Origin of the sequence: Brevibacillus fortis, assembly GCF_003013395.1 — a bacterium.
Taxonomy (GTDB): Bacteria; Bacillota; Bacilli; order Brevibacillales; family Brevibacillaceae; genus Brevibacillus; species Brevibacillus fortis.
Genome location: NZ_PXZM01000018.1, coordinates 1 through 23,999, shown reverse-complemented (window position 1 = coordinate 23,999; position 23,999 = coordinate 1). Strand labels below are relative to the sequence as shown.

The window sequence follows — 23,999 nt, the reverse complement described above, 5'->3', positions numbered from 1 at the left end:
ATATAGAATATAACAAGAACCTCGCAAAAGGTCCTTGTTATATTCTCACGAGCCTTTCTTATATACCGGAAGGTGCTGAGACCAAAATAGTTTTAATAGACGTAATCTCTTTTCTTTCGTTCGTAGCTGGATCAAATCCCATTAAGTTGTTAATAGCTGTATCAAAATTTTCAAGTAATACTTTCTCTGTTATCAAGCTAGATAATTCTGGAAGGTCTATCGCGCACGATAACGCTTTTTCCATCATATGATGCGCTTCCCCTGTTCCTATAATCGTAATACCTTTTGATAATAATTCAAAAGGTTTAATCTTAAACTCATAAGTATCATCAAAACCCATCGGAACAAGTCGTCCACCTTTTTCAATAAGTGGATAGGCCCAATCCAATTGATTACCTATGGCATCAAAAATAACATCGAATTTTCTTCCTTGGTTAATTCGGTAAATTTCTTCTAAGGTAAGTTCTTGAGGATGATATACATAATTGGTTATTTTGCGAGCAGCTTCTGTTCTAAAAGAACTAATTTCTGTGGCAACTGTAATTCTAGCCAGTTTTCGAGCAATCATCTGAACCAACAATCCAATTGGCCCACACCCTAAAACTAGAACGGAATCTTCTGGTTTTATATTCGCTTTTTCAATAACGCTAAGTACACATGAAAGAGGCTCAATTAAAGTAGCTCTCTCCCATTCCATTGAATCAGGTAATTTATAAACGAATCTATCTTCTCCAACGTAATATTCTCCAAAAGTCCCATGAGAACCGATACCCAACTGCCACGCATCAAAATCTTCACAATAGCACGTTAAACCCTTCCTGCAGTAATAACATTTTCCGCAAAATTGGGTAGGATCGATTACCACACGATCTCCTACACTTACATTTTTCACATCTTCCCCTATTTCTACCACGACTCCAACTGATTCATGTCCCATAATCATATTTGGAACAGCGCGCAACTTTCCCTTGAATACGTTCAAATCCGTTCCACATATGCCAGTTCCATAAATTTTAATTTTCACATCATTGTTCTTTTTGATTTGAGGTTCTTCCACTTCTCTATATTCTAAAATTTCATTATCGGTCCATACCAATGCTTTCATACTGTTCTTCGCTCCGTTTCCAAATAATTTGTTCCAATATATTTTGGTGTAATTCTTTGGTTGAAGCTGCTATACACGACTGTTGGTTGTTATAGCTAAGGTCGGTTAATAAAGTTTCATCCAAATCATTACCATATGCGTCAGTAATAATAACTCCTGCCTTTTTTGCTAAAAACACACTGGCAGCTATATCATATGGAAAGAGATGTAACACTTGTCCATTCCCTACTCTTTGAAAATCTGAAAGCAATTCCGGATAGTCTTTCAATAGTCTATTTCCAATATCCACATAGGCGTCCATCTGACCTGTAATAATTCGTGAGATAGAGTAGGAAGCGCTATTAAATATAAATACACCACCGTTATTGGCGGAATTATCAATCAAATGCCCGTAAGATTCAATCATTAACTTGGTCGGATGACCGTTAAACTCAAAACTCCAGAACATGTTCTTAATGTCTTTTCCATGACTTAAGTTTGGTAACTCACTATTATAACCTTCGAACTCGATAGAACTTGAAAAAATATCGCTATACATATAGTTTCCTGTTTTTAGTTCCATTAAAAAAGCATATTCAATATCTTTGATTTTACAATTGTCCTTATATTTTGCGAGAGCAATTGAAATACAAGACATTTCAAGCCCCGCAGCGGCAGGACGAGTACCATCAATTGGGTCTACAATTAAAATATAATTTGGGTCATCTCCAAAAACTTTAAACCCACCATCTTCCGTATAAAATGCGACAGGCTCTTTCTGATTAGAGATATAATCAAGAACCGCATTTTCTGCTGCAGTATCAATATTAAACTGTGCGTCTCCACCTGGAGAATACCCATTAACGATGCGGTTCTTCAAAGTCCCTTTTTGATTTTTTACTTTTTGATATACATATTTACCCAACTCTATAATATAGTCTTTCATTAAATTTCCTCCAATAGGCGAGTTAATTTATAGCATAGTTCTTCTGCCTCGCTTAAAGTGATAGTAAGAGGTGGACGAATCTTGAAGACATTTCCGTAGCCATATCTAGATGTTCTCAGAATGATGCCATGATCCATAGCACGTTTTGCAATATGATTGGTAAGCTCGACATCAGGTTCAAAATTATCTTTTACGATTTCGACGCCAATCATTAAACCTACGCCTCTTACATCTCCAATAAACTGAAATCTTTCTTTCATTTCTTCTAAACGACTCATAATATAATCTCCGACCACGGTTACATTTTCTAAAAATCCAGGTCTTCGTAAAATATCAATCGTAGCACAGGCTGCTGCAGATGCCATGACGTTCGAGCCATAAGTAAAAGAATGATGGTGACCAGGCATACCTACATACTTCTCTTCAGTAAGAATCGCTGCAACTTGGAAGCCAGTTCCACCTAACCCTTTAGCAACTGTCATCATATTCGGTTGTACATCAAAATATTCGGCAGCAAACATTTTACCTGTTCTACCAAACCCCGTTTGTATTTCATCAAAAATTAATGCAATATCGTGCTCATCACATAATTTTTTCAATGCCTTGAAATATCCCTTAGGTGGAACGATGTTGCCCCCATTTCCTGATATTGGCTCAACCATAATAGCCGCAACATTCCCCGTACTCGCATACTCAATAAAATCGTTAATTCTCTCCACGCATAACATTGCACAAGACTCAGATTTCTGATTATAAAAACAACGTAGGCAATAAGGATCTGGAACTTGCAGTCCAAATGAAATTTGAGGTGGAAACGGTTCTCTTCGAAAAGAATTTCCTGAAAGGGCCGACATCATATATGTTTGTCCCAAATGACTGCGGAACAAAGATATGACATCACGCTTTCCAGTATTGTACTGTGCAATTTTTATAGCACCCTCATTCGCTTCTGAACCACCGCCAACTTTTGGGTGTGCTCTTGTAAGATTACTAGGAGCAATTTCAACAAGTTTTTGTGCTAATGCATTTACCTCCTCTGTCTGATAAGAAGAAGTGACATGAATAAGCTTGTCCATTTGATCTTTTACTACATTAATCACTTCCTGATTGCTGTAACCTAAATTCAAATTAAACGTAGCTGATGCGCAGTCAAAATATTTTTTTCCATCTTGATCATAGAGATAGATTCCTTCGCCTCGTTCCATAACGACGTCATCTACTTTGTAATACAAACTATTAGGGTTTGTTGAGCTTTTAACTTTACTGTTCATTTTTACAACACTCCTATTATTTAGTAATGTCAAGTCTGATTGATTACCAAAATATTGAAGTATGTGTTTAAAAAAAACCAGACTCGCTGAAACGTGAACAAATCGAACACAACCGTTGCAAGTTGAATGAGCGATCACCGTTACTAAAGTACTGGATAGGTACGTCTAGTTAGTATGTTCCCAAAATCTTACATCCAAATAGTCAGCAGGCATGTCCAAAAGTAAACAGTTTCCATCTAGCGTTGCCTGAGCAAGAAACGTTTTGACGATCAGGCATGAGAATATTACGAGCAAACTTATATGTAGCTCTCATTTCCTTACCCTCCTTCGCTATTTTTTCCAATTATAACCAGTTGTTTTCTTGAAGTGAACCAGAACAAGACGAGAACGGATTGTAAATTTATGGAAAAAATAAATGCTAGTCTTAAAAACTAACGATTCCTTCTCGAAATAGACTAGTAACATCCCCACAAAAAGAAGCTACCCGAAGGCAGCCCCAAAATGGAGTCAAGATGTGAAACTATCCTGTAAGATCTGTAGACGGAATAGTAGAGCTGTTACTACCATAACGTGGCTACGCCTAAATGAGCCTCAATCATCATGCCAATGCCAAACCCCATCAAGCGCCAATAGTTGCAAATTCACTAGGATCACCTTCTTATTTCGAAATGGGTAACATGATATCCACGATGGTACCTTTGTTGATCTCACTTGAAATGGTGATGCTGCCTTGATGATCTTTCATTATTTTATTGCTGACAAGTAAACCTAAGCCTGTTCCTTTATCCTTCGTGGTATAAAATGGTTCGCCGAGCCTGGACAGCAACTCCTGGGAAATGCCACATCCATTATCGGTAAAGCGAATCAGCACGTGATTACTATGTAGACATGTGGTTTCTATGCGGATTTCGCCATTCGCCGTGATAGCGTCAAGGGAATTCTTCAGTATATTGATAAAGACTTGTTTTATTTGATTTTCTTCCCCATTGATCGCTATCGGTATATGGCTAAATATTGTGTGGATCGTGATGTTGTTTAGATTCGCTTCTGATTCGAGAAACTTTACCACACTTTCAATGAGGGGGTGTAAAAGAATCCGCTTCACATGAAGAGTTTGCGGTTTGGCCAGTACAAGCAGCTCACTCACGATAAAGTTGATTCGATCCAGCTCTGACAACATAATGTCTGTATAAGTAGAGACCTCCGACAGTGTAGGCTGTAAATACTGAATGAAGCCTTTTAATGACGTGAGAGGATTCCTTATTTCATGCGCGATACTTGCAGCCAATTCCCCGACTACTGACAGCTTCTCTGTTCTCCTGAGAAGTTCTTCGTTTTGCTTCCTTTCCGTAATATCACGTGTAACGTTGATGAAGTACTGACTTTCGCCATCCGAGCTAAAAAAAGGCATCCCTCTTGATTCGAGGTAGATCCATTTCTCGTTTTCCAGTTTGTATCGATACTCACATGTAATGGGTATATGGAATTGAAGCATAGTCGAAAAGCGCTCATAGACGAGTGATGCATCTTCTGGATGTATGTTTTGAATGATAATTTGGCTCGTGCCTAATTTCTTCAGATGTGAAGGTGAACTATACGATACGTGACCGTCCTTATCAATCACAGATATGAAGTCTGCTGTGTGTTCGGCAATGAATCTATACTGTTCTTCGCTCTTGCGCAGAGCTTCTTCAGACTGTTTTCGCTCTGTGATATTACGTGAAACGAACAGAAAGCTATCAACCTCTTTGTTCTCAGACATGATCGGAACACAGCGTGACTCCCAATACACCCAAGATCCATTTTTATGGCGTAATCTGATCTCCATTTGAACATTTTGGGGATGCGTAGAGATAAAAGAACGCAGATCGTTCACGATTTTTACATCCTCGGGGTGGATGAGTTCAAAACTATTCGTTTGAAGAAATTCATCCGGTGTATATCCCAAGTGCTGCTCGATAGAAGGAGATACAAAAAGATTATTCATGTGTACATCATGTTGACAAATAACATCGCTGGTATTTTCTACAAGGATGCGGTACTTTGCCTCGCTATTCACGAGTGCTTCTTCAGCCATTTTGCGGTCCGTAATATCTCTGGCGATGACTGAAGTGCCTACGATACTACCTTCTGTATCTCTTATAGGAGAAGCAGTTAGACCAACCTGAACGATTTGACCATTTTTTCGTTGACGCACGGTCTCATAGCCCGTAATATTTTTTCCTTCAAATTTAATCTCGTGAAAAATTTCTTTTGTTTCGTTTATGAGATCTTCAGGTACGAGACAGTACGGGTCATTCAGGAGATCTTGATATGTCCAACCATAGATTTTTTCAAAAGCACTATTCACAAAAAGTATATTACCCTGCATGTCCCTAATTGAAATGGCGTCTGTAGTCGTTTCAACAAGTGACTGAAGCAGCTCTTTCGTGTTGATCTGTTCTTGTCTAAGGTTGATTCGCAGAGCTTCTTTATCCATAGGTTTATACCTTCCTTAAACAAAGATTGTGAATAACGTTAATATTCTATGTTTGTCGAAAATATCCTTGAAAAAATATCTATCCCACTAAAAAGATACCGCCCCTTAAATAAGAGCGGGATGCCTTCCCCTATCTTTTTAAGTCGCTGCCTTAATACAGGTCGGATTATGTAAGAAAAGCTGGAGTCCAAACAAGAAAAACCACCTGACCATTTCTAGAGGTGGTTTCTATGATGTCTGGAACCATTTCCTATCGACTCGATTCTTATTGAGGGCTTTGCTCAGAAGCCATGGCACTGGCTTTCGTCTCATGAACGGTGCCAAATGGATGATGAGGTGGCGCGTAGATGGAATATACTTTTAGCGGCTTATTACCTGTATTGATGAGATTGTGCCATGTGCCCGCAGGGACCATGATGGCATCATTATCGTTGACTCTTTGTTCAAAATCTAAATGATCTTGTCGATCCCCCATCCGAACAAGTCCTTGACCTTCTTCTACTCGGATGAATTGATCCGTATTTGGATGATTTTCTAAACCGATGTCGTCTCCAACATTTATACTCATCAGCGTCACCTGCAAGTGCTTCCCTGTCCATAATGCCATACGGAATGTGTTGTTTTGCTTTGTGGCTTGCTCAATATTCACGACAAATGGCTTTGGCCCATAATCTCTCAATTCGATGGTATTCTGATAACGATTCCAGTTTCGATTCCCATTCGCATGGCTCCAGTTGTAATAATGAGGGCTCCAACCATAGTGAAAATGGTTGTTATTCCAGCTGGCAAGCACGGGATAATACCATTGATAGTGATGGTAATAGCTGTTGTACATCTCAATCTCCTCTCCAGTGTAAAGGATTTACCCTTTAGCCTATGTGGCTACGTAATAACAGGTAACTATTCTGAAGAGCAAATTCAGATGGTTCATCATATGCAGTTGCGTTGTGGATAATGGGTGAGGATATTCCACGTTCTTCCTTGCCTATACTGTAGTTATGATTGGTTGCCGGTCATCCTTTTACGGGTATCAATTTCTATGCCGGATAATCGTTTGGTAAAGGTCGTTCGCCAATTTGAGGACAGTTCCTCTACTTCCAACAGCTTTTTCATGCCGTCGATATTGTCTTTCTCTTGATGCATGATTCGGTTTGCATAAGAGACCGTTATCGATTTTGGATGCGAAGAGAGTCTTGTCAATCCATCCGTATGAGACACAAGCCCTTCTTTTAGCACGCGAAAATAAAAGCCAGTATAGCCGGTCTCTTGGACCTTAATCAACATTTCAGGTACACCGTATCGCACAGACAATTTGTAACAGGGCTGTCTCGGTTGACTGACTTGTACGACTGCTTCCCCTAGCTGAAAGGTGTCACCGATACAAACGTCTGTTTCTACTAATCCCCTGATCGTCAGATTTTCTCCGAATGCACCGATTGCCAGTTCTCTTTGTAATTCAGCTTCCCAGAATGGATAGTGCTCATAGGGATAGACGCATACAGCCTTTTCCTTCCCTCCATGGTGGACAAGATCTGCTTGCCCATCCCCCTCCAAGTTCAAAAAGGATAAATAAAGAGCTTTTGTCGTCGGAGTTTTGTAAATACCAGTAGAAACCTCTTTGTTTTGATACTGTACCTGTTTGGGCTTCCCTACATTTATTGAAAGGATTTCGATATTCACAAGAGATCACCTCATTCTTTCATGGAAATGTGCATTGTGCACGACATTCATATAAATTGATAATGGTTTGCTCTATAATAATAGGAAAAACCTATTGTTAGATCATGAATCACCGGAGGGATGGTCGTTGGAGCTCAAGCAATTAGAGTACTTTATGGCACTGTGCCAGGAGTTGAATTTTACTCGCGCAGCCGAGAAATTGGGCATTACGCAGCCTTCACTCAGTCAGCAAATCCGTCTGCTTGAGCATGAAATCGGTATGCCATTGTTTGATCGTGTCGGCAAACGAACGGTTATGACGGAAGCAGGCAAAACATTGCTTCACCATAGCTATAATGTATTTCATGAGTTGTCCCAGGCACGTGCAGCGATAAGCGAGCTGCAAGGTTTAAGCAGAGGCGCATTAAAAATTGGCGTACTGCTGACGGTCGTCAATTACTTGCTTCCGCCTACTGTTATCGAGTTTCACCAGCGTTATCCGAAGGTCGAATTATCTATTTTCGGGATGAGAACCGGCGATATTTATGAAGGACTTTTGAAAAACGAGTTGGATGTAGGCATTGTCTTCTTGCCTATGGAGCATGACGATCTGGAAACTATTCCGCTCCTTACAGAAAATCTGGCCCTAGGGGTACCTGTGGAGCATCCGATCGCGAAGGAACCATTTGTTCCGCTTGCGATTTTAAAAGAAACCCCCTCCATTTTATTGCCCAACACGTACTTTTTACGTCAGTTGATCGACGAAAAGTGTCGTCAGCTTGGATTCACGCCACAGCCTGTCTTGGAGATGACCACTATGGAATCCATTACGAATATGGTCGGACAAGGTGTAGGTGTCACGGTACTTTCGAAAGGCTACCTCGACTATATCGATGATAAACGGATCCGTACGATTCCGATACAACAGCCCAATATCACGGCGCAAATCGGTATTGTTTACCGGAAAAACAAGTATTTATGTGCAGCAAGCCGAGTTTTTATGGAGCAATTAATCACTACGGTTAAACGTGCTGATGTTCAATGATGCGGGAATCAAGATCAGTTTATGATGAGGCAAATGATTGTTCAATAGCGTTATTGTTATCATTTCGATAGGTATTACCTATGATTATCTAGTCTTTCCCAGAGGAAATATGCTCGGGGCATTCTTTCAAGGATGCTTCGTGCGTGAGATACTTTTCAATGAACGCGCAATAATGGGGTGTATGGGAATCACCTGTATTCGGCCGAAAATGGATGCAGCCAAGACAGGGCTCTGCTACCACCAGATGGCAATGTCTTTGCATCGCTGTGATAACGGAGCCGAGCGCGAGCTCGAAATCTTCTAGTATCTCATCTGGAATCGAATGAAGGGCTTCCTCCAGTGTGTACCCCCATTTTTCAAGCCTCGATGCAGCTTCTTTTCCCTTTTCAGTCAATTGAAGCAGGGTCACTCGACGATCTTCTGTTTTAGGTGCTTTTGTCATGTGCCCTTTCTTTACGAGTCCATTGATAATCTTTACGGCTGTCACATGCGTCGTTCCGATTGCCTTGGCAAAGTTTCCAATGGAAGCCATGTCGCTTCTCGTATAGAAAGTGAACAGCAGCGCTTGAATTTGTACGGGTGACAATCCCTGTTCATCACTCTCTGCCTGCGTCACTTTTTTTATCGCCTGGGACATCCGAAAGAGAGCCATCATGATACGGGCTGAGCGATTTTCCTTACGTTGTTGGGGATCAAACATCATGTTTTTTCTTACCTTCCATGTTCCATTTTTCTATCCATTGTAAATGGAAATATGGTCGTGTAAAAGCATAGGAAAAAGGAGGCCCTCAAAAGCACCCCCTTTTTCAAACTTAGCCGTTTTTCACATCTTCCAGGCTTGCCCCAAAGTTGATGTGGTAGACGTTCCCGCCAAGCACGAGAGCAGGTACGGATTGAATACCAGCCTGCTCTGCTTCCTCAGTTCGATTCCGCTCTGTACCAAGGTGGACAATTTCGATTTCGAGCTTTGTTTGATCCAGGTAGTCTAGGACAACTTGCTCCGCATCTACACATACTGGGCAACCTGCATGATAAAAAATGGCTTTTAACATTTGGAATCAGCTCCTATTGATTTTATGTAGCATTGCTACGTATTTGATTATAGGATCGACTATCTTTCGGAACAATTACAAATCCCCTATGGTTATCATAGGGAAACTCGATGATTGAATTTGCCTAAGGAGTTCGCAGGTTACATGGGATCACGAGTAATGAAACCTTTGAACACTTCAACCAAGGGGTACCGCCAGCAAAACGCGGTTATTATCTTAACTCCAATGTAGACTAATCGGGCTTTATAAACCAAAAACCAGTCAATAACACGAAAATAAAGTGTTAGACTGTTTTTGGTTTATTGCACTATCGTATCTGTCGATAAGAAAAACATTTCCGTCCATATTTCGTTCAATATAATCCGCCAATCCTGCCTTTGTACATACCGAACACCACCGTTTTTGTCGTGGCTACAGGGTATTTCTGTGGTGTTATCAACCTACTTTGCGTTCTGTGTCAGCTACGCTGGTACTGGGTCAACCACTTTTCTCAAACCAAAAGGGAAGGTGAGGAAAACGAAATGATTTTCCTCACCTTCTTTACTTTTTTAGACAGCCCCTCGTTTCTATTATCAATCTATTGTCTCAATAATAATTGCTAGAAACACTTATAGTAGCGTTCGTGTTATTCCTTTACGCAATCACCCTTTGAAAAAACGCCATGTGCCCTGAATCGTCAGGAGGATGACACCGTTTTCTTCCGTAAACTCCAGTAGCCCAAATCCATCTGCGAAAAACAGGTTGTCTCTAATTGGAACGCAGGTGATTTCCGTATCCTCGTCGATAAATACGGGTGTTTCGTCCCTAAGAATGAACGAAAAATGGAGGACCTCGTTTGTATAATTTCCTTCAAACGCTTGCCATGCGGACGGATCGGACTGAAACAACGTCTCGATCGTTCGCTGGCATGGCGAACCATTGATCATAATGAATGGCGCAGCTTCTCCTTCACCGCTAATAAATCCGACATTGTCAAGCGGGTTATTCTCGCCATCGCAGGTGACGAAGAAATGGTCTCTGACGTAATTCAGTGGTCTTTCTTCCCCATTCAATTTCAAAAATAACTGGTTGTCAGATATGGAGACGATGGCCGCTCCCCGGAGAGAACCGATATATGCTCCCTCACAGCTTTGCCATCCTGATTCATCAATGGATGACTCATGGAAGCTCGCTGCCGCGAACACCTGTGGTTTCTCTTCATGCAGTTCGAGCAGCAGACTGAGAATCTCATGTGCCTCCTCCCAGCCGTAATCTTGGGACGAGAGTGTAACGATACCGAGTCTATGCTCTGGTTGAAGCAGAAGCGTGCTGTTGTACGTACTGATGGCGCCCGCGTGCTTGATAATGGGAACCCCCTTGTAGGTATCCGTGAAAAAGGTCAGCCCGCTCGCTAGTCCTGACAAAGTGAAACGATCCGCCTGAAACGAATGCATTTCCTCAATGGATTCAGGAGACAAAACTTGCACATCACCAAAGCGGCCATTATTCAGGTGCATGATTGAAAATTTAGCCATATCAAGAACGCTGGACATTCCGAAATAGGACGGGTAGTTCGCCGCGTTTTCCGGAAAGTTGTGCTGGACGCGTAAAGTTCCGTCCGGATGGCGATCATGGGAGAGCGCCAACGGATACGTCATCGCTATCAGAGGATCGTACATGGTCCGACTCATATTGAGTGGGTCGAAAAGCCACTCTTTCATGAATTGGGAAAAAGGCGTGACTGTCACGCGTTCGGCTACATAACCAGCAAGATTCAGATGGTGGTTGCTGTAAGAGTGCAAAAATCCGGGGGGAGCAATCAGAGATAGCTGAGGAATGACTTCCCGGACATACTCTTCCAGTGCCCCTTGGTCTCTCTTGCCGACCATGTCGCCTCCATCTGGCAACCCGGTCGTGTGATTCAGCAGCATCCGCAGTGTGACTTTGTCGGTTGCCTCCGGATCACTGAGGCAAAATTCGGGTATGTAGCTTAAGATAGGCTCATCCAGGTCTACCTTTCCCGCCTCCACCAGCCGCATGATAGCGCTTCCCGTAAGCGGCTTGCTAACAGAACCGATTCGAAAAATCGTATCAGGAGTGACAGGTGCACCGCCTTCCTCCAGATTGGTGCTGCCGAAGCCTTTGGCATAGACGATTTCCTCACCCTTGACAACGGCTATGGCAAACCCCGGGACTTTCGTTTGGTCAAACGATCTTTGAATGACTGCCTCGATGCTGTCGATGGTTAACATTTCGACATCAACCTCACATTTTTTAATGAAATACAAGAGAAGATCTTTTCATATAAGGAAATTAATCCCTTTTTCTGATTATGAGAAAAGCTTCTGTACGAGTCAATAAGATTATGGAGGCAAAAGAATGAAGCGTATCGTACACGGCCCCTGGAATTGTTGCTTACGCTTGTTCGTCTCGTCGGATGCAGCTTCCGCCCACGCTTTGGCAGCGGATACGGGATTATCCTCCCCAGAAAAGTCAAGTACCCGCAAGCTGCTTTTGTGATATTCCTCCACAAATCTATGAGAAACAAAGGCTCTGGAATGCACTCCCGATCTGATGACCGGTTTCTTGGAAAACGCGCACAGAGCCCTATCGATATTCATCCATGTAGTCAAATCATCCCCGCTTTTTTCAACAAAATATGAACAATCAAGCCTCTTTCCGCCGAAGGAGAAATCGTGATGCTCCCCTCGTGATCTGCGACAATCGCTTGGGCGATGGCCAGACCGATCCCGCTTCCTCCCCTTTTTCGAGCACGGGATTTGTCCACTCGGTAGAATCGCTTAAAAAGGTGGGGAATCTCTTTTGCTTGAATACCGATCCCGGTATCCTCTACTACAATGTGCACAGCCTCTTCATCGCCATATGCTCGCACCTTCACTTGTCCTTCATCTGTGTATTTCCTTGCATTGTCCAAAAGGATGTCCAATAACTGTCGAATCCGCTCCCGATCCATAAAAAGAACAAGAGATTCTTCCCATTCAAAAAGCAGCTTAATTTGTGGAGGGAAAATGGGTACCCAAGCTTGCTTTACTTCAAGGAGCAGAGGAGTTAATGGCTGTACGAGTTTCGTTGACCCTAGCTGAGAGGTATGCTGCATTTTGGCTAGAGACAGCAGGTCATCAATGAGTTTGAAAAGTCGTTTACACTCCTGTTGAACAGCAGCGAGTGCTTCGTCCCTTACTTCGGGCTTGTGCTGCCCCCATCTTTGCAGAAGACTCACATACCCTTCAATAATAGAAAGCGGTGTACGCAACTCGTGTGATGCATCTGTGACGAATCGCTGCTGATAGACTATTGCTTCTTCCATGCGATCTAACAGCAGATTAAAGGCGTGGATCAGCTCGTAGATTTCGGTCTCTACGTGATGATGATGAATTCTTTGGGAAAGACGTTGAGGGAAAATGGAATGGATTTGCTGGATAAGATGATCGAGAGGCTTGAGTCCCCAGTTACTCAACCAATAGCCACCGATCGCCGAAAGAAGCAAGGTAAAAAAGGATGAGAGAAAAAGAATCGTCAGCAAGATGGAAAAATACCATTCAAGCGCTTCCGTCGTCGTAGAAATTTGCACATATAGAATCTCCGATGTGAACGGCAGTTGTACAGGTTCTTTTGCGACCAAGGTCCTTTCATAATAGACTTCAGGCTCTGTTCTCCAATTGGCTCCCTGTATCGAAGCGATTTCCTTGCCGTTTTGGTCGCTAATGTTTATGAATTGATTGACGTCAGCGTAATTGGTTAACAAACGAGTCAAATAGGTAATCGTTAGTGATGCTTCTTCGGTGATTTCCGTTTTCAAATCGGCTGCGATAGCTGTCGCCTTCTGATTGAGCAATTTTTGCTCATGTTGATGGACGAGATTAGAGGTGCTGAAAAAAATAAAAATGGACAAAAAGAGAAGCAAAACCAGCATACCAGAGCTAAATAACAGCGTGAGTCTCCATTTGAGTGAGTATCTGCGATGAGTAAGCACTGCGTTCTCCTTCTAATCTCGTAGTGTATATCCAATACCTCGAACGGTATGAATCAGTTTGACGGATGGATCACTTTCAATTTTGTTCCGCAAATATCGGATATACACATCCACGATGTTGGTATTCCCCATAAAGTCAAAACCCCAAACAGCTGTGAGAATTTGCTCTCGGGAGACTGCTTGCTCCTTGTTTTGAACCAGATAATGAAGCAAATCATACTCGCGTGGCGTTAACATAATTTCCTCTTCATCGATGAACACACGCCGAGCGTTGGGCTGGATACGCAATCGGTCAATCCGTATTTCCTGATTCGCTTTTGATTCCCGCTGACGCAATAAGGCCCGAATCCGGGCAAACAACTCTTCGATTGCAAACGGCTTAGCCAAGTAGTCATTGGCTCCACTGTCTAATCCCGTGACGATATCCGGAACCTCTCCGCGAGCCGTGATCATGATAATGGGGACGTCTTTGGTTTCCCGAATTCGTCGGCATAATTCTATCCCCGATAATTCGGGCAGCATGACATCGAGGAGGATGAGGTCGTACTCAACCGTCAGTGCCTTTTCTAATCCTGAAAGCCCATCGTATTCAATATCTGTCGAAAATCCTTCATTCTCCAACTCCAACTGTAAGTATCTTGCGAAGTTATGCTCATCTTCAACGAGCAACAAATAGCCTTTTCCATCTGGCGTGGGCATACGAATCATCTCCGTTTGAATATCTTACCAACAGTTTTCTCAGGAAACTCTCATGAAATTCTACCGGGAATCTTAGTTTTGTTCTGTACGATAAGAGCGTGGATGAGAAATACACAACAAGATCAACCATTCAGAAGGAGGAACATCATGACAAAGCGAAACTGGAAAGGTACAACTACTACGGTCGTAGCTATTTTAATGGGAACTTCTCTTCTCATGAACGGACAAGCCTACGCGGCTTCAGAGACAAGTCTCACCACCACAACTACACATAATCTGGATAAACAGTCAGTTGACGATCAGAACAATCAACAGGCAGCAAATGAGCAAAATGGTACTAACATCGACCTGACAGCCACTGAGGAAAGTACTACCGATAATAGTCAGAATAAACAGACGGAAAATAACGCTGCTCCATTCGATCCAAATGCAACTGATTCATCATCAACTATTTCTGATCCAAACACTGAGGATAAAAATGAGGCTACGACTACTTCCGCTTCCTCTTCCCAAATTGCCGATCAGGTCATTTCAAAAGGATTGAAGTATAAAGGTGTACCTTATAAATACGGATCGAGCAAAAAAACAACGCGTACATTCGATTGCTCTTCCTTTACACAGCGAGTGTTTAAAGAGGTCGGCGTAAATCTGCCGCGAGATTCACGTCAACAGTCCAAAGTCGGTCAAAAAGTCTCGAAAAATCAGCTGCAAAAAGGAGACCTCGTTTTCTTCCGTAGCTATGGCAGCTCTTCTTCTCGCATTACCCATGTAGCCATCTACGCAGGAGACAATAAGCTAATGCATACGTACGGTAAGCCGGGAGTTACGACAACAAAATTCAAAGGGACTTCCTGGGAAAAACGCTTTGAGCTTGGAAGACGTGTGATTTAAATATCTTCTTGGAAGAGGCAAAAAAGGCTGCTGAGCGCTTCAGCAGCCTTTTGCATTTATGGCCTTTAAATAGCGGAATCGTCTTTATTTTTCTGATGTGGAATGATTGTCTCCCTGTTCTATTTACAGGAACTCTGTCAAAATGACACCTTCTTGATTGTCGCCTGAAAGCACATACTTCCCATTGGTCGGTACTTGAACCATGATGCTAGTGGCCACTGGATAATAATAAATTTTGTAGTCGCCACCATTTATCGTCCCTGACACTTCCTTTGCCTCCCGCAAGTAATTCACGTACTCCTCCAAAGATAATTGACGCTCTTGCATAATGGCGCTGTGCGGCAAACCTACAAATCGGTAATGCCCAGGATTGTAAGGAATGCCAGTAATTGTGACCTTTTCCTTCGGATAGCGCAGAATGAACCCGTATTTCCATGCGTTTTCTTGTAGCCACTTCCCTTCAGGGGCTTGGTCCATTTTCATTTGTGTGGATGCAACGTCCAAGGCTGTACCCAGATGATGTTCGCTAAAACAATCTGGCAAAGTATCGTTATGTCCCTTTTCCAATCCTTGGTAGCCGCTCTTGATCATAAAATGCTTTACGTTGTCACTGCTTGCTGTTTTGACCATTTCGTTGAACGCCTCCGCTGCCTTCTCAGACAATTCAATGGAATTGTCTTGCAAGCGATAACCCTCAACCAAATAATTGTGCGAAGACAAATTGATCACATCGGATGGCACTCCCTCTGAATGGAATGCATCGTATTTGCTGACCAATAACAGATCTCCCTGATATATCTGGTCTTGTTCAACCCGAATCGTTTGGTATTTTGGGACAACTGCAGCATTTGCCTCTTTTTCTTGCCATACATCCTCTACGAGCGGTCGCAAGTATGGATAACTCAGTAGCAATAAAAGGATACCTAGTAAGAGAAATCGCTTTTTCATTTCCATTTCCTCCATGGTTCGAACGCACGTTGCTCTTTTTCAATCTGATGATAATGATAATAGGTAATGTTAAATGAAATAGTAATCAAAAGATAAAGTTTTCCTTAAATCATTTAATTGTAAACAAATAGAAAAAACAACCAATCTCACGTGGAGGACCGATTGTTTTTTCTATCAAGTATTGGGATAGGAGCTATTCGTGATGGACAGTAAGCAGCTCGCGAATCGGTGTACGCATCTTCGGCCGCGGAACTTTGTTGTCGTTGAAATAACCGAGATGCAACGTGCCCACAACTCTCTCTCCCTGCTTAACACCAACGGCTTGCAGAAACTTCGGATGCCAATTGTAATCGTTCGTCTTCCAGACTACGCCGACCTTTCTCTCCCAAGCTAGCAACTGCAAATTTTGTATGAACGCTGCTGCCGCCGAGAAAGCATCTTCGAACTGTTTTTGACGCGGATCTGCTTCGATGACAATCAAAAGATGCGCTTGCATGAGCTCGCAATATTGATGCATCATCTTTTCGCCCCACTTTTCAACCTCTTCCTTCGAGTAAGCCAACATGACAGCCTCAGCAAAGGTTCGGCGCCCTTCTTCCATAAACAAGATAAACCGCCAAGGCTCTTTTGCTGAGTGAAACGGTGCCCAAGCCGCGTCTTGCAATAGTTCGACGACCGTTTCTTCCTTCATTGGCTCCCCATTAAAATCCCGGATCGTCCTGCGATTCCGGATCGTTGCTGTCATATCCGATACGATTCCTTGACTCATGAATCCAGCACTCCTCTGCTACTTATTTCACTAGTGCATTTAACACATCTTCAACTTTGCGATCGTAAGCGATAGGTCCAAAGGTCATCCAATGATCTGGCGCCACTTTGTAAACGTGACCAGAACGTACGGCTGGCAGCGATTTCCATATATTAGTCGAGAATAGCTCCTCAGCAAGCTCTTTCCCACCGTCATCCACTACGACAAACAAATGATCGACATCAAGCTTTGGCAGTACCTCAGCGGAAATGGTCGCATGCCCAGCATTATCGCCCCAGGCAAGCTCTTTCACCAAAGCTGGAGGCTCGAGCCCAAGATCTTGATAGAGTACCGACCCAGCATAACCCTGTGGGCCACCGTATAATCGAATTTCTTTATTGCTGCGTACGCGGACTAACGCCACGGTTTGTTTCCCAATCGCTTTTTCAAGCTTTTGTTTTCCCTCAGTGATTTTTTGTTCATAGTCCGTCAGCACTTTCTCCGCAGTTTCACGCTTGCCGATTAAGTCCCCGACCTTGCGCAGTGTATTTCGCCAATCATTGGCTGCCTCGGCCTCGAATACATAAGTTGGAGCGATCTTGGCATACTTTGCATAATTGTCATTTTGCGCATAATTGGGGAGACCAAGTAATATCAGGTCCGGCTCCATCTCCAGGATCGCTTCGAAATTCATCGCACTCGTATCAAGCTTCGGAAGATCTCCGATGTTTTCATGCAAATATTTCAAGGTGAAAGCGCCAATTGTGGTCTGCGCTGCAGGTTTAATCCCCAAGGAGACAAGAAAATCCTCCATATACAACCCGATAATTTGCTTCGGCTCTGCTGGCACTTCGATCTCACCCATCATGTGTGTGAACTTGCGTACCGTTGAAGCGGATTGGGCACTTGCGTCCGATGAGAGAGTCGGCTCCGTGGTGGCTATGTTGCCGGAACCACCTCCGCAACCAGCAAGTAAAACGGACAGAACGAAACCAAAGCTGAACAACCATCTTTTCGATTGGCTCTGCATATAAATCCCCCTGTTGTTGATAGTGATTCTCATTAACAAAGAGAATTTTAGCATGCCATCAATAGAAGTGACATGCTGAAATGTTCGATGTTTTTTACACTTTTGTTCGGTATGTTCCCTCACTTGTCAATGCTGCCAGTACGTTATCAATTTTTGCGCAATGCGCATGCAGGCCGTACGTCATCCATATGTCCGATCTCACTTCATACACGTTTCCTTCGCGTACGGCAGGAACGCTTTTCCACTGTTCACTGCTCGTCATTTTCCATGCCTCCTGCCTCCCAGCCTCGTCTACAACAATTAGCAAACATTGTACATCCAATTCGCTTAGCATGTCGAACGTGATTTTTTTCATCCATTCGGAAGAACCCCAGATGAGGTCACGTACTAGGGGCGGTGGGCGTAAACCGAGGTCGCCATAGAGTACAGACCCGGAATAGCCGTTTGGTCCTCCATACAGACGAATGTCCCCATCTGCATAGACGCGAACTAATGCGACCGATCGATCTCCAATCGAATGTTTGAGGATACTTCTCGCTACTTCAGCCTTCTGGTTATATTCATGGATGGCTCGCTCAGCCTCGGATGCTTTGCCTAGTAATTTGCCGACAGTGCGCAGCGTTTGTCGCCAATCATCAACGGGGTTTTCAAACAGGTATGTGGGAGCAATGTTTGCCAACCGATCGAATCGTCCCTCTTCGGCAAATTGTGGAATCCCCAGCAAAATGATATCCGGCTTCTCCTGTTGAATGGCTTGAAAATCAGATTCATAGGGGTCAAAATGTCGTACCTCACGCAAAAATGATCCCAGATAGCGTTGTTGAAATCCTCCAGAAGCGAATTGAACCAAAGGCTTGATCCCAAACACTTTCAAGTAATCCTCCACAAAAAGTCCAATCACACGACTCGGCACTGTTTGCGTCATGCTAAATGCCTCAGGGTGCGACACTAGCAGCTTTTTCCCGAGGTTCTGGTTGATAAATTCTCTGGGGGAAATGCCTGTCATCTTCTTGAACTTGTTACTAAAATAAAACTCGCTGGCATATCCAACGCCCAGAGCGATATCGCGAATCCGCGCGTTTGATGTCAACAGCTTGTCCTTTGCTTTCTCGATACGAATCTCAGCCAAATATTCCATCGGGCTTTTGCCTGTCACTTTGCGAAATACAGTCGAATAATGACTTGGGCTCATTCCGGCCTCTTTTGACAGCATTTCACGACTGAGAGGCTTGAAAAAGTCTTGTTCCATAAGGCGGATCGTATGCTGTACCGCTTTCAAATTTTCGTTGCCCCGCCATCTTTCATTTGCTTCCCAGATTCGTTCCACCATGGATAGTAACTGACAATGGGACGAAAATAGATCGCGATCTCCTGGATTTTCATGCCGTTCACATAAGTTGCGGATCGCTTGTCCTAGTTCGCTTTCATTCAACTCTCCCGAAACGGGCAAGCAGAAAGGCTCTGTTACCACATGAACATTTTCATCCTCACAAACGGATGTTACTTTGTATCCGCTGAACTCAAGTTCAGAAACGGTCAGTTCTTCTCCTTCATCTGCCACCGTTTGTATGGTCATGCCCGGCGGTTTAAGAAAGCATCGCCCAGGGAATAATCGGTACTCTTGTTCTCCTATGCAGATAGAACCTTTTCCAGATTCGACAAACAAGAGAAGATGTGTATTCGATGTTTTGGTACCAACATGAGAAGGCAGTGGTCCTTTGTAAGTTGATAGAAGTACGAAAGAAATCGTCACTGATTGATCTGTTCTCTCTTTGCTAGTACTGCATATGCTGTCGGGTGCATTGAACATAAGTAATCCCTTCTTTGATAACGATTATCATTATCTCAATATTATCATAGGATGTGATTGCTCAAAAGCAGGTAAAAGGAAAGAGGAAACGTTGCCAATTGTTCCTCGTCTAATGGAGTGAAACTTCAAAAATTGATGAGGTGGATACCATGAATGTCAGACAAAATATGATGTCTCTTTCCATCATTGCTTTGTTAACCGTGTCATTTGCCCAACCAAGCTTTGCTGCAACGACTCCTTTTACGGATCTTACCCAATCGGGAGCGAAAGATAAAATTCTCGCCTTACAGCAACAAGGTGTGATCAAAGGCGTAGATGATGGCAAATTTGCACCTGACGAAAAGATAACGGCTGCTCAAGGTGTTCAACTGATCGTAAATGCTTTTGACTTGAGTCTGGCAGCGATCCGTTTTGTAAAGGCTCCTCAGGCAACTGACTTTTTTTCCAAAGCGGATAACGATGCTTGGTATGCAGAGAGTCTGATCATAGCGGCTGTGAACGAATTGGAGTTACCAGCTGATCTCGATCCGAATGCAGAATGGACAAAAGAACAGTTCATTCACCAGCTAATGAGAGTCATGGAGACCAAGGGTAATTTGCCCATGATCAAACTAGTGCCGGTAGAAATCCAAGATAATCATGAGCTCACCGTTGATTACCAAGGCTCCATTCAACGAGCTCTGTCTAGAGGGATTATCCACTTGGATAAGGAAAACAAGCTCCATCCGCAAAAGGCCATCACGCGTGAAGAGGCAGCTGAAATGATTTATCATGCCCTTGCGTATTTGAAGAACCATAAGCCTCTGACCTAAATCGAACAAAAAAATGCAGCACATCCTCGTGATGAGGGGCTGCATTTTTTGTTTATTTATCCAGTAATCATCCGATTCACTTGCCCAGTAATCAACAGCATCGCTTGCAAGACGGGCATCATGCTGACAAGATCATGCGAATGGAAGCGTACCGTACGTCCTTCGATGAGTTCAATTCCTGGCATCCAGCTGACAGCTGTAGCAAATTGTGATTTCGTAAACTCGACTTCTATCGTATTCTCTACTCTTTGCTCAAGCGGTTTAACTTTACTGCGATGGAGCAAGGCCTCTTTTGCTTGCTGTCGGATCAACTCTCTCGCACGAACAGGATGCATCGCTTGCGACGAGAGGCCCGTTATCCCTGTTTTCACGGCGACCGTAAAGACTCCAGGGATATCTCCTTCCACTTCTTTCGCTGTTTGGGAATCTCCGGTAACTAGTACGACAGGGACACCAAAGGCTCCTGCGATTGCTGCATTTAAACCTGCTTCGCCCACCTCTTTGCCATTTAAGGTTAGTCGATGGATAGCAAGGCCAGACAACGTATGATTGAGTACCGCATCTCCTGTACCTGCTTTTCCATGATAACCGATGAAAAATGCGGCATCGCAGCTGCTGTCGATCCCCTGCATCATACAGAGGGGTTTGAAAAAACCACGGATGACATCTGCCTGTGGGTGCAATTCTTCCAGAATGATATTGTTCATCGGTCCATGAGATTCATTGACGATAATTTGGGTAGCTCCTGCTTCCAGTGCACCCTCAATGGCCGCATTTACATCTTGTGTCAACAGTCGCCTTCCCGCTTCATAATGTTTGCGACCGGGGATGACATCCTCCCATTCGCTTAGTCCGGAGATCCCTTCCATGTCCAAAGAAATAAACACTTTCATGAGAACTGCCTCCTTGTCTGTGGTTAGGTTGCTTTCGGTAATTGCCGCGATCCCATCGCCAAGCGCTTGATTTCACCGTCTGAATTGCGAACAAAACGGATGAGCGAATCGACGTTGTGGCGCGTGAACAGAAACGTATCACCGCCAACGGCACGTAGTGGGAACACATCACTGCCTAGGACGAGTTCGAGTTGTCTATTTGCTTCATCGAATCTGACCGCTGCTACGTCTCCTTCTCCGGATTTATATGTACCGGGACATTGTTGCAAGTAAGCAAGCGGCACTTCAAATTCGCCGAACGTGGCGAACTGCGTCTCGAGCGGGCGACCGAACATGCTGTTCAACAATACTAATGTCAGATTGGTAATGGGGGCATCATCCATGTTGGTCAAAAGAATGCCAGTTACTCCCGCCTCTGGGACAATGAACATTTGCGCGGTGATCCCTTTTAAGCCGCCGGTATGGGTCAGTAAGGTGTAATCTTCTGAAAATGGAATCACGCCAAGTCCGTAACCATAGCTGCGACTCAGATCAATGCGGACATGCGGGGCAGTCATTTGCGCTGCGCTATCATCCGAGATGATTTTCGTCCCATTTGAAAGCCCGCCTGTCCGATAGACATCCGCATACCGAAGCATGTCACGTGCGGACGATTTGAGGAAGCCTGCTGCACGCATGGAGGGAGCATCCCACCAACCGGGGGCACGTACTACTTCACGAACGCCATCATTCATGCGGGGTGTGTACAGCATGGTCGTATTGTCACCCTCGCCTAATTCCTCCACATGAAAAACCGTTCTTTCCATGCCAAGCGGCTGTAAAAGATGTTCTTGTACATAAGCTTCGTATGTTTTGCCGCTGACACGCTCAATAATCGCCCCAAGCAAGCCAAAAGCCTCGTTCGAATAGCTGAATTCTGTCCCCGCAGGCCCTAACAACTCAAAGGGGAACTTTTCCATGTATGCCATGAGGGCGTCAAAGGAAACGATCGGATATTGACATTCTGCTTCAAAATGCTGGAGTAACAGTTCTGCTGTCGGATCGGCTTGTAAGCTGGGTAGCATTGCGGGAATGAGAGATGGAAGTGGTGGAAACCCGAGGGAGTGCGTCATGAAATGATGTATGGTAATGCTCTTTGTTTGGGCTTCGTTCGGTGTGCGAAACTCAGGTAAATAGGTGATAATCGGATCATGTACGGAAAGCTGCCCTTCTTCCTGAAGCTGCAAGATCGCCATACAGGTAAACGACTTCGTGATCGACCCGATGCCAAATACCGTATCCAGATCGATGGGAGCTTGCGTTTCTCGGTCCCGATAACCAAACGCTTTTTCATAAGTGAGTTCCCCGTCTTTGGCCACGGCAATAATTGCACCGGGAACCTGAAAATCATCCAGCAACCTTTGAACGTATGCTTCAAACGATGCTTCCCACTCATTCCTTTTCATGTCATGCCTCCTTGGGTTCATTACTTACAAACAGGAAAGCAATTTCGGTTTCGATTCCGAAGTATACACTTCAAAATAACCAAAGATATGAAGTTGTTGCACTAGGAGAATTATAAGCGTAGGATTGGAAAACGACAATATATAAATCTGAATATAAAAAATATTCATTACAAAACCTCGTCATATAAAAAATAGCCCTTCGTCGTATATGACGCTGGGCCCTGAAATGTTGCTGGTCAAATCCAGTATTCCTACTTTTCGCTTGTTTACGAGTATTCCTTGAATGTACCAACCCGATGAATCGGTTCATTGGTAGGCAGCCCCTACCATGAACCATTCGAGAGCTTCTGAAAATTCATGAGGAAGCTCTGACACCTGGAGGAAGGTACACATCTCGCTTACGATCCGTTCTCTGTTTTGCCCATATTGCTCTGTGAGCAGAGCTAGCTGCTCCCAATCACTGAGCTCCTTTTGAAAGGCAGCTCGATCCAATGGCCGACCGTGCGATTCCACGAATAGGATTGCTTCAGACTGGTACGCTTGCTTCAACACGCGCAGAAAACGGGAGGCTGTATAACTGCGCGGTCCGCCATAGACAGAGGGACCCAAGGCATCTCCTAGGAACAGCGTCTGATCCTCTTTTACGTACACATAGCACGAATCTTCCGAATGATCTCCTCCGACACGGTTCACCTGACATGTCACGCCACCAAGGTCGATCGTGATCGATTCATCGAATAGGATATCCGGCTCGACTATTCGGATCAAGTCCCGGTTCATTCCGTACTCTTTTTTGATGTTCGCCATCGTGCTGGCATTGATGATCTTCTCCTTACAGAGCTGTTCCATGACTTCATCCGACCATTCCAGCCCCATCAGTTTGCTCAATGAATGTGCGGTTTTTGCCTGCGCGATGGTAGGTAGATCCCATGCTGACATTCCGAATGTATGATCCCAGTGCCAATGAGTCAGTATGAGCAGATCTGGAAGACGAACGCCTAGCCTTTGCAACTCCTGACGAAACAACGCGGCATGCGCTGGTGAATTTCCAGCATCGATCAAGAGGGTTTTTCTTGCCCCCGTAATGGCTGCTAGGATGGGGCGATCCGTGTCATGACTTGCATGCATAATCAAGATATGCTCGGTAATCTGTTCGATCGTGGACATTTCCTCTCCCCTTTCCAAATACGCCAATTTGAGACTCCCACGGCTAA

General features: G+C 43.9%; 22 protein-coding genes. 4 read left to right on the top strand and 18 right to left on the bottom strand.

The features are described from left to right. Positions 1–58 precede the first annotated feature (58 nt). The 6 genes from C7R93_RS11895 to C7R93_RS11870 all read right to left on the bottom strand — a co-directional run bounded on the left by C7R93_RS11895 (position 59) and on the right by C7R93_RS11870 (position 7,460). The gene (locus C7R93_RS11895) at positions 59–1,105 is read right to left on the bottom strand and encodes a zinc-dependent alcohol dehydrogenase (protein ID WP_106839002.1); all 1,047 of its coding nucleotides are present in this window, start codon (positions 1,103–1,105) and stop codon (positions 59–61) included. Further along, entirely contained in the window at positions 1,080–2,030 is a 951-nt protein-coding gene (locus C7R93_RS11890) for an inositol monophosphatase family protein (RefSeq protein WP_106839001.1), read from the bottom strand. Before C7R93_RS11890 ends, C7R93_RS11895 begins: the two co-directional genes overlap by 26 nt. Further along, positions 2,030–3,301 carry an aspartate aminotransferase family protein gene (locus tag C7R93_RS11885; protein WP_106839000.1) on the bottom strand — a complete coding sequence of 424 codons (1,272 nt, stop codon included), beginning with the start codon at positions 3,299–3,301 and terminating at the stop codon, positions 2,030–2,032. Before C7R93_RS11885 ends, C7R93_RS11890 begins: the two co-directional genes overlap by 1 nt. 658 nt (positions 3,302–3,959) lie before the next feature. Continuing rightward, a complete protein-coding gene (locus tag C7R93_RS11880; protein ID WP_106838999.1) occupies positions 3,960–5,780 on the bottom strand; it encodes a PAS domain-containing sensor histidine kinase in 1,821 nt (606 codons plus the stop codon). Between the two features lie 265 nt (positions 5,781–6,045). Then, on the bottom strand, positions 6,046–6,615 hold the full coding sequence (locus C7R93_RS11875) for a cupin domain-containing protein (RefSeq protein WP_106838998.1): 570 nt from the start codon (positions 6,613–6,615) through the stop codon (positions 6,046–6,048). Between the two features lie 161 nt (positions 6,616–6,776). Beyond that, the gene (locus tag C7R93_RS11870) at positions 6,777–7,460 is read right to left on the bottom strand and encodes an MOSC domain-containing protein (RefSeq protein ID WP_106838997.1); all 684 of its coding nucleotides are present in this window, start codon (positions 7,458–7,460) and stop codon (positions 6,777–6,779) included. Positions 7,461–7,587: 127 nt separating this feature from the next. On the opposite strand from C7R93_RS11870, the gene C7R93_RS11865 reads away from it, so the two are divergent. After that, a complete protein-coding gene (locus tag C7R93_RS11865) occupies positions 7,588–8,484 on the top strand; it encodes a LysR substrate-binding domain-containing protein (RefSeq protein WP_106838996.1) in 897 nt (298 codons plus the stop codon). 88 nt (positions 8,485–8,572) lie between these two features. Here C7R93_RS11865 and C7R93_RS11860 read toward each other — a convergent pair whose 3' ends face one another. From C7R93_RS11860 to C7R93_RS11850, 3 genes are all read right to left on the bottom strand, one after another. Beyond that, a complete protein-coding gene (locus C7R93_RS11860; RefSeq protein ID WP_106838995.1) occupies positions 8,573–9,187 on the bottom strand; it encodes a MarR family winged helix-turn-helix transcriptional regulator in 615 nt (204 codons plus the stop codon). A gap of 109 nt (positions 9,188–9,296) precedes the next feature. After that, positions 9,297–9,536 carry a thioredoxin family protein gene (locus C7R93_RS11855; protein ID WP_106838994.1) on the bottom strand — a complete coding sequence of 80 codons (240 nt, stop codon included), beginning with the start codon at positions 9,534–9,536 and terminating at the stop codon, positions 9,297–9,299. A 641-nt stretch (positions 9,537–10,177) separates the two neighbouring features. Further along, positions 10,178–11,767 carry a serine hydrolase domain-containing protein gene (locus C7R93_RS11850; RefSeq protein ID WP_106838993.1) on the bottom strand — a complete coding sequence of 530 codons (1,590 nt, stop codon included), beginning with the start codon at positions 11,765–11,767 and terminating at the stop codon, positions 10,178–10,180. 127 nt (positions 11,768–11,894) lie between these two features. On the opposite strand from C7R93_RS11850, the gene C7R93_RS30025 reads away from it, so the two are divergent. Then, positions 11,895–12,035, top strand: a complete 141-nt coding sequence (locus C7R93_RS30025; RefSeq protein ID WP_158264018.1) for a hypothetical protein — start codon at positions 11,895–11,897, stop codon at positions 12,033–12,035. A 109-nt stretch (positions 12,036–12,144) separates the two neighbouring features. Here C7R93_RS30025 and C7R93_RS11845 read toward each other — a convergent pair whose 3' ends face one another. Then, positions 12,145–13,509: a sensor histidine kinase gene (locus C7R93_RS11845; RefSeq protein ID WP_106838992.1), complete on the bottom strand. Its 1,365-nt coding sequence runs from the start codon at positions 13,507–13,509 to the stop codon at positions 12,145–12,147. A gap of 12 nt (positions 13,510–13,521) precedes the next feature. Next, on the bottom strand, positions 13,522–14,208 hold the full coding sequence (locus tag C7R93_RS11840) for a response regulator transcription factor (RefSeq protein ID WP_106838991.1): 687 nt from the start codon (positions 14,206–14,208) through the stop codon (positions 13,522–13,524). Positions 14,209–14,355: 147 nt separating this feature from the next. On the opposite strand from C7R93_RS11840, the gene C7R93_RS11835 reads away from it, so the two are divergent. Next, positions 14,356–15,099, top strand: coding sequence for a C40 family peptidase (locus C7R93_RS11835; protein ID WP_106838990.1), 744 nt, complete (start codon positions 14,356–14,358; stop codon positions 15,097–15,099). A gap of 123 nt (positions 15,100–15,222) precedes the next feature. On the opposite strand, the gene C7R93_RS11830 is transcribed toward C7R93_RS11835, so the two are convergent. The 4 genes from C7R93_RS11830 to C7R93_RS11815 all read right to left on the bottom strand — a co-directional run bounded on the left by C7R93_RS11830 (position 15,223) and on the right by C7R93_RS11815 (position 19,635). Beyond that, complete coding sequence (locus C7R93_RS11830) at positions 15,223–16,047, bottom strand: M15 family metallopeptidase (RefSeq protein WP_106838989.1); 825 nt, start codon at positions 16,045–16,047, stop codon at positions 15,223–15,225. Positions 16,048–16,240: 193 nt separating this feature from the next. Further along, positions 16,241–16,816, bottom strand: a complete 576-nt coding sequence (locus tag C7R93_RS11825) for a nitroreductase family protein (protein ID WP_106838988.1) — start codon at positions 16,814–16,816, stop codon at positions 16,241–16,243. 22 nt (positions 16,817–16,838) lie between these two features. Next, on the bottom strand, positions 16,839–17,825 hold the full coding sequence (locus C7R93_RS11820; protein ID WP_158264017.1) for an ABC transporter substrate-binding protein: 987 nt from the start codon (positions 17,823–17,825) through the stop codon (positions 16,839–16,841). 94 nt (positions 17,826–17,919) lie between these two features. After that, positions 17,920–19,635 (bottom strand): AraC family transcriptional regulator, encoded by a 1,716-nt coding sequence (locus C7R93_RS11815; protein WP_106838986.1) that lies wholly within the window; start codon positions 19,633–19,635, stop codon positions 17,920–17,922. 149 nt (positions 19,636–19,784) lie between these two features. On the opposite strand from C7R93_RS11815, the gene C7R93_RS11810 reads away from it, so the two are divergent. Then, on the top strand, positions 19,785–20,447 hold the full coding sequence (locus C7R93_RS11810; RefSeq protein ID WP_106838985.1) for an S-layer homology domain-containing protein: 663 nt from the start codon (positions 19,785–19,787) through the stop codon (positions 20,445–20,447). Between the two features lie 56 nt (positions 20,448–20,503). Here the strand turns inward: C7R93_RS11810 and C7R93_RS11805 are convergent, their stop codons facing one another. From C7R93_RS11805 to C7R93_RS11795, 3 genes are all read right to left on the bottom strand, one after another. Further along, positions 20,504–21,340: a M55 family metallopeptidase gene (locus tag C7R93_RS11805; protein ID WP_106838984.1), complete on the bottom strand. Its 837-nt coding sequence runs from the start codon at positions 21,338–21,340 to the stop codon at positions 20,504–20,506. Between the two features lie 23 nt (positions 21,341–21,363). Then, positions 21,364–22,785 carry a serine hydrolase domain-containing protein gene (locus tag C7R93_RS11800; protein WP_106838983.1) on the bottom strand — a complete coding sequence of 474 codons (1,422 nt, stop codon included), beginning with the start codon at positions 22,783–22,785 and terminating at the stop codon, positions 21,364–21,366. A gap of 306 nt (positions 22,786–23,091) precedes the next feature. Further along, on the bottom strand, positions 23,092–23,999 hold a 908-nt coding region (locus tag C7R93_RS11795; RefSeq protein ID WP_341866930.1), incomplete at its 5' end, for an MBL fold metallo-hydrolase.

What these genes read in the sequence shown, in the direction of transcription:
- C7R93_RS11895 (WP_106839002.1), bottom strand. Translation starts at nt 1,105, where the DNA reads ATGAAAGCATTGGTATGGACCGATAATGAAATTTTAGAATATAGAGAA.
- C7R93_RS11890 (WP_106839001.1), bottom strand. Translation starts at nt 2,030, where the DNA reads ATGAAAGACTATATTATAGAGTTGGGTAAATATGTATATCAAAAAGTA.
- C7R93_RS11885 (WP_106839000.1), bottom strand. Translation starts at nt 3,301, where the DNA reads ATGAACAGTAAAGTTAAAAGCTCAACAAACCCTAATAGTTTGTATTAC.
- C7R93_RS11880 (WP_106838999.1), bottom strand. Translation starts at nt 5,780, where the DNA reads ATGGATAAAGAAGCTCTGCGAATCAACCTTAGACAAGAACAGATCAAC.
- C7R93_RS11875 (WP_106838998.1), bottom strand. Translation starts at nt 6,615, where the DNA reads ATGTACAACAGCTATTACCATCACTATCAATGGTATTATCCCGTGCTT.
- C7R93_RS11860 (WP_106838995.1), bottom strand. Translation starts at nt 9,187, where the DNA reads ATGATGTTTGATCCCCAACAACGTAAGGAAAATCGCTCAGCCCGTATC.
- C7R93_RS11855 (WP_106838994.1), bottom strand. Translation starts at nt 9,536, where the DNA reads ATGTTAAAAGCCATTTTTTATCATGCAGGTTGCCCAGTATGTGTAGAT.
- C7R93_RS11850 (WP_106838993.1), bottom strand. Translation starts at nt 11,767, where the DNA reads ATGTTAACCATCGACAGCATCGAGGCAGTCATTCAAAGATCGTTTGAC.
- C7R93_RS30025 (WP_158264018.1), top strand. Translation starts at nt 11,895, where the DNA reads ATGAAGCGTATCGTACACGGCCCCTGGAATTGTTGCTTACGCTTGTTC.
- C7R93_RS11840 (WP_106838991.1), bottom strand. Translation starts at nt 14,208, where the DNA reads ATGCCCACGCCAGATGGAAAAGGCTATTTGTTGCTCGTTGAAGATGAG.
- C7R93_RS11835 (WP_106838990.1), top strand. Translation starts at nt 14,356, where the DNA reads ATGACAAAGCGAAACTGGAAAGGTACAACTACTACGGTCGTAGCTATT.
- C7R93_RS11830 (WP_106838989.1), bottom strand. Translation starts at nt 16,047, where the DNA reads ATGAAAAAGCGATTTCTCTTACTAGGTATCCTTTTATTGCTACTGAGT.
- C7R93_RS11825 (WP_106838988.1), bottom strand. Translation starts at nt 16,816, where the DNA reads ATGAGTCAAGGAATCGTATCGGATATGACAGCAACGATCCGGAATCGC.
- C7R93_RS11820 (WP_158264017.1), bottom strand. Translation starts at nt 17,825, where the DNA reads ATGCAGAGCCAATCGAAAAGATGGTTGTTCAGCTTTGGTTTCGTTCTG.
- C7R93_RS11815 (WP_106838986.1), bottom strand. Translation starts at nt 19,635, where the DNA reads ATGTTCAATGCACCCGACAGCATATGCAGTACTAGCAAAGAGAGAACA.
- C7R93_RS11810 (WP_106838985.1), top strand. Translation starts at nt 19,785, where the DNA reads ATGAATGTCAGACAAAATATGATGTCTCTTTCCATCATTGCTTTGTTA.
- C7R93_RS11805 (WP_106838984.1), bottom strand. Translation starts at nt 21,340, where the DNA reads ATGAAAGTGTTTATTTCTTTGGACATGGAAGGGATCTCCGGACTAAGC.
- C7R93_RS11800 (WP_106838983.1), bottom strand. Translation starts at nt 22,785, where the DNA reads ATGAAAAGGAATGAGTGGGAAGCATCGTTTGAAGCATACGTTCAAAGG.